Below are 13648 nucleotides of genomic sequence, written 5' to 3'. Positions count from 1 at the left end.
GTGCAATATCAGTTATTTTGAAAATAATCTGCTGAAAAAGCCCTTCTTTTTCGGTTTTTCAGCAGGAGGCTCTTGTTCTCTTACAATTCCTTTTTCCTTCGCTTCTTTCAGCCAAAATGGAAATTCAGTAAGCAGAGCGTCATAAAGCTCATCATCAGAAATGCGGTCAATCTCTTCGATATGCAGGAAGCTCGTGTTATCAACAGCACGTCCTTCTAACGTATCTAGTTTATTGAGAAAATCGAAGTTTCCGTTTCCAACGCCGATAAACTGCCAGAACACTGGTTTATCAGAGGAAGCTTCAATGATCGGTTTGATCGACTTTTTACATCCTCCGTCATTAATAAAAACGACGAAAGCGGGATATGAACTCGGTTCCTCCACAATATATTTACGCAGCACGTCCTTCATGACCGGCGGCTCATCATTTCTGCCGAATTTATGCAAGCGGTCATTATTCAAAATTTCACGGTCGACATAGCCAGAAAAATCTTTTTCAGAGACTGGCTGTAATCGGGAGAATTCGTTATCATACACCCATATATCCAGCAAGCCGTTGTCATCAAATTGGTCAGCCACAGCCAAAATCCGCTCCACCACATTTTGAACCGTCCCGTTTTTGTAGAGCGTTCTCATTGAACCCGTAATATCAAGCACCAGTCCGACACGAGCCGCCACCTTCGTTAATTGCTTTTTCTCCAGTACGATCTTTACGCTTTTCTTTTGCAGGTCGATTGTTGCCATTCTGTCATCTCCGTAGCTCTTTTTCTTCGATTATCTCACAAGAATATTTTCCATTGTATCTCTTATCAAAGAAAAACACCGTTCAATTTGAACGGCGTCCTGCCTCTAAAATGTGTTATATACATTTTCACACGTTTCCCCCGTCGGCTGATAAAAGCAGTGTGACTTGTATCTGGCCACAAACGGCTGGTTATACCACTGGGGCGGACAGTCTCCCTCCGGCCTGAAGTACCACAAACTAAATTTTGCAGGCCAGACCCTTTCACCATTAATCGACCGGCGTGCAAGGGCACGCTCGCTATTCCGCGCCCTTTGATAAAAATATCCATGAGTCACAGCCTCAAACGCGTGCGGCTGATAAATCATCTGCCTGATGGTGCGGAGGCCTTTAAAATCTGAGCAATTTGCCCGCAGCCGATTAATACCGACGTTGCCGACAAGCAGCATCCCCTGCTTACCTTCGCCTTCCGCTTCAGCTCTGAGCAGCCTTGCCAGCAAATCGACATCCGCACTCGTTGCTTTTACGACCGCCATCACGTCACCTCCCCTTGATCTCCTTTCATCATATTTCAGTACTTCAAAAGTGATGACGGAGGGACAGGAGAAGTTTTTATATTTATTCATTTGGGTTTGCGACAAAGCCTAAAAACAAAAGGCTTGTTGTTTGTTCATCTGTGATGACAAAGAAAAATGGGCGGTTGGCCGTCAAGGTAACGTCTGGCGCGATTGCAGACTCAACAATTTCCACTGACGAGGCAGCCGCAGCCTCGGTTCCTGATTCATCCACCTTGATAAAAGTGTGGTGATTTACATCATCGATTGAAACACCGCTGCCTTCAGTAAACATTCTGGAAAAGTCGGCAGCGGAAAAGACGGATTTCATTCCCATTTCGTAAAGAGCGCGTTTTACGTTATACTGCCCTTTCAGTGTAAAACGGGGCATGCTCAGCTTCACAGTTTTTGGCTGAAATGCGCTGTCCCATGCTTTTATGTGTTGATTTGTGAAAAGAGACATGAAAGAAGCCGGCGTTTTCTTCGGCAGAAATAAAGTGAACGAAAGCTGTTGATCTTCATATGGAAGCTTGACTGCTTGGAACAGTTCATTTTCTAAGTAAGCAAAGCGTGCAGTCTGCTTCATCATCAGCAGTTTTTTGGCCGAGCCGTCAGGCAGAAAAAATTGCTCCTCAGCGGTCACATTCTGGTCAAACGGCAGCGCCCACTTTTCTTGAAAATAGACGGCATTTACCAAAAGAGAAACAGCTTCCGTTGAAAGATGATCCGCGATGTCGTCAATATGCCCTTTCGTTTGGTGAGCCATCCACTGATTGATCAAGTTCTTTGCAGTCTGAATATTGTCATCCATTTTAAAGACACTGCCTGAGAAGAATTGTTTAATCGTTTGTTTAAAGTCTGGCTTTGCTTCAAGCTTTGACCATACGGCATTAGCCGTCAGCAGATCGCCTTTTGGCAAAGACCCAAACCTTTTCACGAGCGCGAACGATGACTCATTTATGGCGCTGTCATGAAGGCCCGATACATATAAAGCAGCTTTGATTTCTTTTAATGTTTCTCCCTCCGCTCCATTTGCAGTCATCATCAACACCTGCTGTAAGCTGTATGGGGAAATCAGCAGATTGTCCGTTAATCCGTCTTTATCTGACATGTTTTGAAACAACTCGGTTCCGAATCTACGCTCCGCTTCAATAAAACCCTTATGAATATTGTAGGCTTTGGTTTTTGCAGAATCAGATGGGAAAGGTGATCGAGCAGATGATGCCGGTTCTTCAACAGGTTTGCAGCCTCCTCCGCAAAGCATAAATAGCAGCATCACTGTGAGCAGCTTTCCTTTCATATAAACAACTCACTCCCTTTACATGGACTGTAAAAAACACAATATTAGGTTTAACTTTATGCATTTGAGGAATCATACATAACAAATCAAAATAACAAAAGGAGGAACTTTGGAATGACACATGTGAAAGCGCTCGCGATTAAAGGTATTATGACGATTATTGTGCTGTATCTAGTGCTAGGTCTGGGCTTTGGTTTCACGTTTGGTGATACGCTCTTAATGACGCTTGTGTTAGGGGTTATTTCTTATTTGCTGGGCGATCTTTATGTATTGCCGAGATGGAATAATATGATTGCGACTTTAGCTGATTTCGGTCTGGCCTTTCTCGTCATTTGGCTAATGGGCATGCCGCTTTCTATGGGGATGACTGGCGGTGAAGTTGCATTGGCGGCTTTATTTGGCGCGATCGCCATGGCAATCGGTGAATATTGCTTCCATTTCTATATGATGAGCAAAGAAATTGGCAAGAAGCATTATCTTGAAACAAGAACAGATTCATAATAGAAAGGCCGGTGCTGGCAGCATCGGCCTTTTATAAATATTGGCGCCTTTGTTTACGCATCCTGCTTGTCTGCGTTCCTGATCGCCATGTAGGAAAAAACCAAACCGAAAGCTGCCAAAGATAATGGGATATAAACAACAGACGAAATGGAGAAACCAGGGTTTGTTGAACTGATGAGCATCACAATCACTACAGATGATATGATGGTTGCCGGAACCGAGTGTTTACGCATCCCAAAAAAGATGGGAACTAAACTGGTTCCAGCGGCGCCAAAAGCGAAAACCGCCATTTTTACCGCCTGCTGAGAAATGATTTCGGAAGTAAGCTCTCCCGGTATGAAATGGTAGATCGAGTTGAGCCAAAAGAAACCGACGGCTATGAGTATATTTGATAGTAAAATCGTGATAAACGTCAGTCCGCCCGCAATCATGAGCTTAGCAGTGAGCAGCTTTTTCCGGCTGATCGGGTACGTGAACATTACAAGAATGGTTTTGTTTTTATATTCCGAAATCACCAATTTTGCGATCAGCACTGCACCAAAAACGATAAATACCGCTCTGACAAAAGTGCCGATGATGAGAAACGCTTCCTCCATGCTTTGGAACGAAACCCCGCTATCGGCTTTTTCTGAATAACAGATCAGCCACAAAAAGCCCATGATGATCAAGTTGGCAATGAGGGCACCTCTGACATACCAGCCCATCTTCATTTTTCTTAATTCGATTCTGATCAAATTCATCAACCTGTCTCTCCTCCTTTACGCACCGATCCTGTTGCCGTTGATCAAGTTGATAAAATAATCCTCCAGCGACGTATACTTTTTGTTCATTGATTCAATCTCTACATCATTCAAAATCAACGCTTTGGATATGGCAGACTGAGAGGCTTCAGCCTCGTAAATTCGAATCGTTTTCTCATTTAAGATTTTAAAGTTAGTTACATGCAGTTCTTTCTCCAGCACAAAGCAGGCCCTTGTCTGATTCGGTGTGACAAGCTCGATGTATTCAGTGTTCTGGCCTCTGACATCTTCCATTGACACTTCTTCAAGCAGCCTGCCGTCCCGAATAACGCCGATCGTGTCCGCAATTTGTTCGATTTCACTCAGCAAGTGGCTTGAGATCAGCAGCGTCATCCCGTACTCTTTGCTCAGCACTTGAAATAATTGCCTGATCTTTTTGATACCGAGAGGATCAAGACCATTTACCGGCTCATCCAAAATGAGCAGATCCGGCTTCGTGAGGATGGCACGCGCAATCCCTAGGCGCTGCTTCATCCCGAGCGAAAATGTTTTGACAGGCTGCTTGTTGATTTGTTTTAAATTCACCATATCCAGCACTTCCTGAATGGCTTTTTTATTGTGGTACCCCATGTATTCACAATGCAGATCCAAATTTTCTACTGCAGTCAGGTTTTCATAAAAAATCGGATATTCAATCATGCTGCCAATGTTCCCCAGCACCTCGTATGATGTGTGGGTGAGCTTGTTCCCTAGGATACTGATTTCACCGCTTGTCGGTTTAACAAGGCTCGTCAGCATTTTCATAATGGTTGTTTTACCCGCTCCGTTCGGGCCGAGGAAACCATAGATTTCGCCTTTTTTAATATGCATGCTGACATTGGATACGACTTCTTTGCCCCCATACGTTTTGGTCAGTCCGTTTGTTTGTACGATATAAGTCAACTTTGTTTCTCCTTCCCTCTCTTTTCCTGTTTTCTATTGTAGCGGCGAGCCCTGTCATTTTTATTTCTCAAATCTTAAGACATTCTTACGTTTGTTAATATGTCATTCGTTTCAATGTGATCGTAAATGCAGTCCGTTCGTACGGCTTGCTTTGAACGGATATGGTGCCTCCCATTTTTTCTGTAAGCCGTTTCGTGATGGTTAAACCGAGACCGCTTCCTTGAAATGCTTTATTTCTGGATTCTTCAAGTGTATACAGCCTCTCAAACACACGCTGCTGATCGGTTTCACTGATTCCTTTTCCCCGATCCCATACGGTGATGGCAATGCTCGTCTCATCATACGACAGCGTCATGCCGATAAACTTGCCGGCCGCGCCATATTGAATCGCATTTGATAATAGGTTTTGCAGGATTCTGTCCAGTGCCTCTTCATTTGCGTGGGCATACACCGGCGTATCCGGGATATCGATGGCTGCTTGAAAGCCTTTTGATTGAACGGCATCATAATAGTGCAGGATATTTCGTTTGCATATTTCGTTCATATGTATTTTGGTGATTGGAATGTCTTTATCTTCAGATTCTAATTTTGCCAAATCAAAAAAGGAATTGATCATCTGAATGAGCTCATTTGTTTTCTGGCGGAGCTTCCCCAGTAACCTTTCCCGCTCTTCGTCAGGCATGTCCGGGTCACTTTGAATGGCTTCGATATAACCGAGAATGACCGTTAATGGCGTTTTCAGGTCGTGCGACATATTGGTCAGCATCCGCTTCATGGATTGCTCTGTTTTGGCAAACTGAGCGCTGATCTGCTGACGATCCTCAACGAATAGGTTGATGTTGACAAGCAAGTCTTTGAGCGCCTGATGATCTGTATGAAGCAAAATTTGCCCTGCCGAATCCCGGTTGAGCATGGCGCCAAGCTGCTCTGCCGTGTATGCCAGATTCCTGTCCCGCTTCTTTTTCATCATGAATTGAATGACATTCAGACATACCAGAATGATGACAGCGGCCATCCATAACACTGTCATTCTAAAACTCTCCTAATTTATAACCGATGCCCCATAACGTTTTAATATATTGAGGTGAAGAGGGATCGTCTTCAATCTTTTCCCTAAGCCGCCGCATATGTACATTAATGATGTTTTGATCGCCAAAGTACTCTTCATTCCAGACGGAACGGTAGATTTGTTCTTTCGTAAACACTTTTTTAGGATTTGCCGCAAATAGGCACAGCAGCTGCCATTCTGTAGACGTCAGCTGAAGCGGTTCTCCATTTTTCAAAACCGAGACATTGTCTATATCTATCGCAAGCTGGTGAATCCGGATCACCTTATTCTCTGCCGGTTCCTCCGCCGAATATTGCGTCGCCCGCCGTATCGCGGCTTTTACTCTGGCCGTCAGCTCAATCATGGAAAACGGTTTGGCGATATAATCATCCGCCCCAAACCCCAGTCCCAATGCCTTGTCTACATCTCCGTCTTTTGCTGAAATCATCAAAACCGGAATATTGCTTTTTTCCCGGATGATTTTCAGAAAATCCATGCCGTTCAGCTTCGGGAGCATGATATCAAGGAGAATCAAATCGTATGAATCCTGCTTAAACAGCCGGATACCTTCTTCTCCGTCGAAAGCATGCACCATCTCAAAGCCTTCTTTTGTTAAATAATGATCCACCATTTCACTGATTGAATGATCGTCCTCCACAAGCAATATGCGTTGCATCTTCTCACCTAACCTTTGTAAAATCAAAAAACACACACGTGATTACACTTATTGTAATTGAAAAACGTGTGTGTTTTACAAAAATTATTTATTTTTTCCTGATACCAGTTTTCTATATTCCATGCATTGTCAGAGCAAAGGGAATCATAGTGGAGACGACTGAGATAACCCCAAAAACCCTACCTACAGCAGCCTCGCGAAGCTTACTCTTCTCTCTATTTACTTGTTCAAATGCTTTTGTATAAAATCCAAAAGCGTATATCCTTGAGCAGTCAGAATAACACCTTTCCCGCTGCAGGCCGAGCAAGGTTTTCCTTAGATTTCTCCCGCTCTTTCACATCTAGGACATGCGACCTCAAGATCATCAGTTGCAATGACCATTTGACATCCTCCTTTCCTATTGATCTGTTATGCACCACCAGCCATCATCCATTGGCCGTCACCTCCTTTAAGAAACACAAAAACCCCCGTCCTATGCAAAGGACGAGGGTCTCGCGGTACCACCTTTATTAACAGCTATACAGCTGTTCACTCTCAGTACAGAAAACATCCGTTTCGATACTCCTCTCTTGGTAACGGGGAGAGAATCCCGGCTTCGCCTACTAACCGTTCAGCAAAGCAATTCAGAAGCCCATTCAGCATCAGGGGAGGGTCGGTTCACACCTGCCACCGACTCTCTGAACCTCCACACTGCTGCGTACTTACTCTTCCTCACGATTGTTGATCCGTTCTTTTGTTAGTAAAATTTATAATACTCGGTTAATTTAAAGAAGTCAATTCTTAATCCGATTTTACGCCAAGTGCTTCCAGCGCCATTTTGATGTGCTCCTCCTGCTGTGTCTGCAGAGCAAACTTGGCAACTTCCAGCGGGTATGCCGCCTGCATCTCTGAGATGTGTTCCTGCATTTTCGCCCATATGCGGCCGCCTGCTTGATCATAGTATTCAAGCAAACGGGCGGTTTCCTCTTCCCCAAACAGCATTTGAAAAAAGATAAAATCTTTTGCGGGATCGGCGACTTTGGCTTCTGTCCAATCTAGAAGGCCTGTTACTTGTTCGCTTTGATTGATAAGGATATGCGGCGGGTGGAGATCGCCGTGTATCAGCGTGGAGAAAACCGGCCAGTATGCATCATCATTGATCCACGTTTGCCATCTTTCCCACAGCTGCTTAGATACGCCTAGCTTATTCTTTACATCAACCATCGATTCAGCTGTCATTTGCCTGAAATCTTCTGGCATAATCACTTCTATTCCGGATTGGCCGGCAGATGTTTGATCCATGCCATGTAATTCTGCCAGTATCTCGGCAAGTGTATGAACAAAGTCGTCAGACGGCGGCTGATGATTCATATTCCATACATACTGTTTCTGTTCCAAATCAACCCCAGCGGCTGGCGTTCCTTCCAACATTGGGTAAGCGATCAATTCCGGTGTATGAATGTTCCAATCCGGCACATTAGCTGTAAGATTCGCGCGGAGAAAGGCAAGCGTTCTGCCTTCTGAAGCTGCTCTTTCCACAACATCACTTCGCCGCGGTTTTCGCAGCACCCATGACATACCTGTATCGTCCTCGGCAAATACAACTTGAAAATCCATTCCGGTCTCATTCAATTGTGCGTTTTCAGAGTGAACCGCCAAACCTTGGCTGCGTGCAAGCGCGACAATCTCAGTGATAAGATTTTTCTCGTTCTGGTTTGTCATCTCTTTTCCCCTTTCTCATACTCCGCCTGTCGTAGAGAGAAGGGATGTTTTGAAGCTTTAAAAAAGAGGGCCGCATCGCGACCCTCTTTTGATGACTATATAAGGGCTCATACATAGGCAGATTCATCCCGATTCTCCGCATCCAGGCGAGAGTCATTCACTATTGAATTCGAATCAATCGGAATCTAATGAATGCCATGCTGTAACCCCTCCGTTCTTTGTATGTCGCTTATCATTTTACATCATATTCCATTTTTGATCTACTAGAACATTGATTCAAGTCACTGGGGCAGGATTAAATAAGCACAAATCATTATGAAGGCCCCAACGTTCTGCCCACGTTTGTTTGCGGCCGCTCGCCACATCAAGAATCGTCCTGAAGATTTCCCAGCCTACGTCTTCGATACTTGCCTCTCCTGTCGCGATTCGTCCGGCATTGATATCGATTAAATCCGCCCAATGCTCTGATAATGAATGCCGTGTCGATACTTTTAGCACCGGTGCAGCGGCCAGGCCGTACGGTGTTCCCCTTCCTGTCGTAAAAACCTGCAGATTCATGCCTGCCGCCAGCTGAAGGGTTCCGCACACGAAATCGCTTGCCGGTGTCGCCGCGAACAGCAAGCCTTTTTGCTCCGCCTTTTCACCTGGGCCGAGCACGCCGGAGATGGGGCTTGTGCCCGATTTGGCTACCGAGCCTAACGCTTTTTCCACCACATTGGATAACCCGCCTTTTTTATTGCCTGGTGACGGGTTCGCACTTCGGTCCGCTTCCCCCCGCCGGAGATAGCTGTCATACCACTTCATCTCTTCGATCAGCGAATGTCCGACCTCTTCACTCACAGCCCGCGGCGTTAATAAATGAATCGCATCCCGTACCTCTGTCACTTCAGAAAATAAAACCGTCGCACCTGCGCGAACCAATAAATCAGCTGCATACCCCACCGCAGGGTTCGCCGTCACACCCGAAAACGCATCACTGCCGCCGCATTGCAGGCCAATGACAAGATCAGAAACAGGGCAGGTCACACGGGTTCTGCTGTTCAACTTGATTAACCGTTCCTCCGCCATTTCTAAAATGGATTGGATCATCGCCGCAAAACCACGGTGATCCTGGAGCGATAGAATGTCATCCTGATTCTCAGAGGCAATTCTTGCCGGGAGGAGCTTTTCACATCCTAATCCGATTACCATTACTTCTCCGCCGAAGTTCGGATGCTTCGCCAGATTTTGAATCGTGCGGATCGGAATGACAGCGTCCGGCGCATTGATCGCCACGCCGCATCCGTATTGATGATGCAGCGGTACAACGTCATCAACGTTTGGATATTTTGGCAGCAGCTCTTCTTTTATCCGTTTGACTGCATAATCCAAAACGCCAACGACACATTGAACACTTGTGGTGATACCGAGAATATTTTTCGTCCCCGCACTGCCGTCCGCATTTCGATACCCTTCAAACGTGTAGCCTTCAAGAGGCGGCAGCGGTTTGGGCACTCTGTTTGCGAGAGGAAGATCGTCTAAAGCCGGAGGAGCGGGCATTCTTACGAGGGACTCCCTTATCCAGCTCCCGCGTTTGATCGTCTCATCGGCAAATCCGATCACCTCCCCGTAACGCACGATCTCATCTCCTTGATTCAGGTCGGTTAAGGCCACCTTATGGCCTTGAGGGACATCCTCTTCAAGTACGAGCCCACATGAAAAAACAGTGCCCTTTGGCAGTCCTCCGTCATTGACAATAATCGCCGTATTATCTTTTTCATTCACTTTAATGTAAAGGGGCGCTTGGTTCTGCCTAAGGTTCATCGCCATACGAAAATCACTCCTCATATCATAGTAAGCGTTTTCTAAACCGGTTCAAAAAAACCGCAGCTCTTTCGGTTCAACTGCGGCTGTCACTACAATTATTTCTCATCCATGCCTTTCAGAATTTTGTCACGGACAAATTTCAGATGCTCATACATATGGTAATGCGCTTTGTAAGGGTCTCTTTTAGCAAGAGCGTCGTAGATTTTTTTGTGATATTCGACCGTTACATCTCTCTCCCTGTACGGAATCTGGCTGTCAATTTTCGCATGGGTGATCAGCAGGGACTGAATCATCCCTTCAACAACGGGGTTATTGGCACTTAATGCAATAATTCGATGGAATTCTTTATCTGCTTCACCATAAAGATTGTCAGTGCTGTTGGCAATGTCGTCGATTGTCTTCTGCAAACGCTGAAGCTCATCCTCATTGATTTTTTCCGCGGCAATCGTCACAAGTCCGAGTTCTAACGCCATCCGCGCTTCAATGATAGCCGGAAGATTATCAGTGGCCAAGGCAAGCATGACGGAAAATGGCTGCATGCCGATTTTATCGTTGAAATACGTGCCGCCGCGGGTTTTTCTCGTAATGACGCCCAGTGTTTCAAGTGAACTCAGCGCCTCCCGAAGCACCGGCCTGCTGACATGCAAAATGTCCATCAGTTCCATTTCTGTCGGCAATTTGTCTCCAGCCTTTAACTGTCCGCTCGATAATAAATGGACAATCCGTTCAATGACCTGCTTGGCTAATGTTTTTCGATTGACTGTATCGACTTTCAGATCTTCTAAACCTTCGTACACGAACAACTCTCCCTTCAGTTGTTCAATTGTAAGACAAAATAGCAGATATGACAATATTTGCAATCAAACTTATCGCACAAGACACGGGCGTTTCCGGTCGAACTCCCAGTTGCTGATCAGAAACCGCATAGGGATCGCATCATTCCGTGCGCCTAAATTCATTTTTCGATAGAGTTCATGCGCTTTTTCCACTTGTTCCATATCAATGTCAACGCCAAGACCAGGCTTAGTCGGCACCTTGACGCAGCCATCAGAAATCTCAAAAGGCTGTTTCGTTAAACGCTGCCCGTCCTGCCAGATCCAATGGGTATCAATCGCCGTGATGCGTCCCGGAGCCGCTGCTGCCACATGGGTAAACATCGCAAGAGAGATATCAAAGTGGTTGTTGGAGTGGGAGCCCCATGTCAAACCCCAATCATGGCACATTTGCGCAACCCGCACCGAACCCTGCATCGTCCAGAAATGTGGATCAGCCAGCGGAATATCCACCGCATGAAGCTGGATCGCGTGACCCATTTCCCGCCAGTCGGTCGCAATCATATTTGTCGCAGTCGGAAGCCCTGTCGCGCGGCGGAATTCAGCCATTACTTCTCGGGCGGAGTAGCCGTTCTCATCCCCGCACGGATCTTCCGCATACGCGAGCACATCATGCTTTCCTTTGCATAATGCAATAGCTTCCTCTAATGACCATGCCCCGTTTGGATCAAGAGTGATCCTTGCCTCCGGAAAACGTTTCGCCAATGCGGTGACAGCTTCGATTTCATCCTCTCCCCCTAGCACCCCGCCTTTCAGCTTGAAATCCTGAAAGCCGTAGCGCTCCTGAGCGGATTCAGCAAGACGTACAATAGCCTCTGGGGTCAGTGCTTCCTCATGGCGAAGACGGAACCACCCACAATCTGACTGCTCATCGCTTTGATACGGCAGGGTCGTCCGCTTTCGATCGCCGATGTAAAAGAGGTAGCCAAGCATTTTCACTTCATCACGCTGCTTCCCTTCGCCAAGCAAAGCCGCGACCGGTTCTTGAAGAAACTTTCCAAGCAAATCTAATAAAGCCGCTTCCAGCGCTGTGACGGCATGCACCGTGGTACGCAAATCAAACGTCTGAATGCCGCGTCCTCCCCTGTCCTGATCGGCAAACTGCTTTCTGACGGTTTGCAATATCGACTGGTACGCACCAACGGATTTCCCGACAACAAGCGGCTCTGCCAGCTCGAGTGTGCGGCATATCTGTTCTCCGCCGGGCACTTCGCCAACACCCTGATTTCCGCTGCTGTCAGTTAAGATCACGATATTCCGGGTAAAAAATGGGCTGTGTGCGCCGCTCAGATTCAGCAGCATGCTGTCATGTCCCGCAACAGGAATCACCTTCATCTCACAAATTGAGGGAATATTCGATCTCTTTTCTTTTTGAACCTGCTCTTGTATTGGTGAACTCATCTATTTTCCTCCTCTTATAAAGCGCTTTCATAAATGTTAGACAGGCAATGATTGATCGGGGTCCTGCTCTTGTTTCTTTAACACGACCCGTTTGATCGGCCCGACCAGCAGCAAATAGCTGAGGATCGCCGCAATCGCGTTAGCACCGACAAACACGAGCGCGCCATTAAAAGATCCTGTGGCATTCACGATGTAGCCGATAATAATCGGTGTTGTAATTGAGGCAATATTTCCGAACGTGTTGAACAAACCGCCGCTTAATCCTGCACACTCTTTCGGAGACGTGTCAGACACGACAGCCCACCCCAATGCGCCGAAGCCTTTTCCGAAAAACGCAAGTGACATAATGACGACGACGAGCCACGCTGAATCTGTATAGTTACAGACAACCATACTGCAAGACAGCAGCATGCCGACAATGATCGGCGCTTTTCTTGCAAAGGTCAGCGAACGGCCTTTTTTGAGTAAGATGTCTGACACAATGCCCCCAAGCACGCCGCCGGCAAATCCGCACAGCGCCGGAAGGGAAGCGACAAACCCAGCTTCAAGAATAGACATGCCGCGGGCCTGAACCAAATATACCGGAAACCATGTGAGAAAGAAATAGGTGAGAGTCGTAATGCAATATTGCGCGATGTACACGCCAATCAGCATGCGGTTCGTTAACAGCTGTTTGATATACGGCCATTTCGATTCTGTTTCTTGCTTGCTTTTGCTGTCATCCATGGAAATCAGCCCGCCGCCCTGTTCGATGTACGCAAGCTCGGCTTTATTGACCTTCGGATGTTTTTTTGGTTCATACACCGTTTTTAGCCAGATAACAGCCAGAAGAATGCCCGCGGCACCCATGACAACAAAGACAGAATGCCAGCCAAAAGAGTGGGTGAGCCAGCCCATTAAAGGAGAAAAAATGACGATTGCGAAGTATTGAGCTGAATTAAAAAAGGCTGAAGCTGTCCCGCGCTCGGAGCTTGGGAACCATGAGGCAACAACTCTGCCGTTTCCGGGAAATGAAGGCGCTTCGGACAAGCCAACCAGAAAACGCAGTGCAAACAGCAGGATAATCGCTGTGCCGGCGGAGAAAAAACCAATCGCCCCTTGCAGCAGCGTAAAAAACGACCAGAAAAAGATGCTTAATGCAATAACAGTCTTTGAACCAAACCGGTCCAGCAGCCAGCCGCCCGGAAGCTGCCCGATGACATAGGCCCAGCCAAAAGCAGAAAAGACATATCCCATGGCGACCGAGTCCAATCCCAGATCATGCTGGACGGAATCTCCCGTGATGGAAAGCGTCGCCCGATCCGCGTAGTTAATTGAGGTCACAAGAAACAGCATAAAAACGATGAACCAGCGCACAGACGTTTTTTTGTCCGCCGGTGAAACATTCGCATAGTCTTTTTTCAT

Annotated in this window: 13 protein-coding genes, 2 pseudogenes and 1 other annotated feature; of the genes and pseudogenes, 2 read left to right on the top strand and 13 right to left on the bottom strand. The window is 46.6% G+C overall.

The genetic code is table 11. The features are described 5' to 3' along the window. Window positions 1-12: 12 nt before the first annotated feature. From Q5C82_RS17770 to Q5C82_RS17760, 3 genes are all read right to left on the bottom strand, one after another. Window positions 13-744, bottom strand: a complete 732-nt coding sequence (locus tag Q5C82_RS17770; RefSeq protein ID WP_003223829.1) for a VWA domain-containing protein — start codon at window positions 742-744, stop codon at window positions 13-15. 105 nt (window positions 745-849) lie between these two features. Then, window positions 850-1278: a cell wall hydrolase CwlJ gene (gene cwlJ / locus Q5C82_RS17765; RefSeq protein ID WP_003223827.1), complete on the bottom strand. Its 429-nt coding sequence runs from the start codon at window positions 1276-1278 to the stop codon at window positions 850-852. Between the two features lie 82 nt (window positions 1279-1360). Then, window positions 1361-2596 carry a serpin family protein gene (locus Q5C82_RS17760; RefSeq protein WP_003223825.1) on the bottom strand — a complete coding sequence of 412 codons (1236 nt, stop codon included), beginning with the start codon at window positions 2594-2596 and terminating at the stop codon, window positions 1361-1363. Between the two features lie 114 nt (window positions 2597-2710). Here Q5C82_RS17760 and Q5C82_RS17755 point away from each other — a divergent pair, with 114 nt between their 5' ends. Together Q5C82_RS17755 and Q5C82_RS17750 are read left to right on the top strand one after the other, a co-directional pair. Beyond that, a complete protein-coding gene (locus Q5C82_RS17755; RefSeq protein ID WP_003223823.1) occupies window positions 2711-3097 on the top strand; it encodes a YndM family protein in 387 nt (128 codons plus the stop codon). Continuing rightward, window positions 3069-3131, top strand: a pseudogene (locus tag Q5C82_RS17750) (hypothetical protein); the annotation flags it as partial. The gene Q5C82_RS17755 and the pseudogene Q5C82_RS17750, both read left to right, overlap by 29 nt. A 19-nt stretch (window positions 3132-3150) precedes the next feature. On the opposite strand, the gene Q5C82_RS17745 reads toward Q5C82_RS17750, so the two are convergent. From Q5C82_RS17745 to gudP, 10 genes and pseudogenes are all read right to left on the bottom strand, one after another. Next, on the bottom strand, window positions 3151-3837 hold the full coding sequence (locus Q5C82_RS17745; protein WP_079996494.1) for an ABC transporter permease: 687 nt from the start codon (window positions 3835-3837) through the stop codon (window positions 3151-3153). Between the two features lie 18 nt (window positions 3838-3855). After that, complete coding sequence (locus Q5C82_RS17740) at window positions 3856-4779, bottom strand: ABC transporter ATP-binding protein (protein WP_003223819.1); 924 nt, start codon at window positions 4777-4779, stop codon at window positions 3856-3858. A 94-nt stretch (window positions 4780-4873) separates the two neighbouring features. Next, window positions 4874-5809, bottom strand: coding sequence for a HAMP domain-containing histidine kinase (locus tag Q5C82_RS17735; protein WP_003223816.1), 936 nt, complete (start codon window positions 5807-5809; stop codon window positions 4874-4876). Between the two features lies 1 nt (window position 5810). Beyond that, complete coding sequence (gene ycbL / locus Q5C82_RS17730; protein WP_080334851.1) at window positions 5811-6491, bottom strand: two-component system response regulator YcbL; 681 nt, start codon at window positions 6489-6491, stop codon at window positions 5811-5813. Between the two features lie 231 nt (window positions 6492-6722). After that, a pseudogene (locus tag Q5C82_RS17725) lies at window positions 6723-6884 on the bottom strand (tryptophan RNA-binding attenuation protein). 95 nt (window positions 6885-6979) lie between these two features. Then, window positions 6980-7227: a binding site (T-box leader), on the bottom strand. 56 nt (window positions 7228-7283) lie between these two features. After that, window positions 7284-8204 carry a macrolide 2'-phosphotransferase MphK gene (mphK, locus tag Q5C82_RS17720; RefSeq protein ID WP_003223811.1) on the bottom strand — a complete coding sequence of 307 codons (921 nt, stop codon included), beginning with the start codon at window positions 8202-8204 and terminating at the stop codon, window positions 7284-7286. 276 nt (window positions 8205-8480) lie between these two features. Then, entirely contained in the window at window positions 8481-10013 is a 1533-nt protein-coding gene (garD, locus tag Q5C82_RS17715; RefSeq protein WP_003223810.1) for a galactarate dehydratase, read from the bottom strand. A 92-nt stretch (window positions 10014-10105) separates the two neighbouring features. Then, window positions 10106-10807 carry a FadR/GntR family transcriptional regulator gene (locus Q5C82_RS17710; protein ID WP_003223808.1) on the bottom strand — a complete coding sequence of 234 codons (702 nt, stop codon included), beginning with the start codon at window positions 10805-10807 and terminating at the stop codon, window positions 10106-10108. Between the two features lie 69 nt (window positions 10808-10876). Then, on the bottom strand, window positions 10877-12244 hold the full coding sequence (gene gudD / locus Q5C82_RS17705; protein WP_003223806.1) for a glucarate dehydratase: 1368 nt from the start codon (window positions 12242-12244) through the stop codon (window positions 10877-10879). A gap of 36 nt (window positions 12245-12280) precedes the next feature. Further along, entirely contained in the window at window positions 12281-13648 is a 1368-nt protein-coding gene (gene gudP / locus Q5C82_RS17700) for a glucarate transporter GudP (protein WP_003223803.1), read from the bottom strand.

This window comes from uncultured Bacillus sp. (genome assembly GCF_958411575.1).
GTDB lineage: Bacteria > Bacillota > Bacilli > Bacillales > Bacillaceae > Bacillus > Bacillus spizizenii.
Note: the sequence above shows the minus strand (reverse complement) of the source record. Positions and strands in the feature narration are given on the sequence as shown.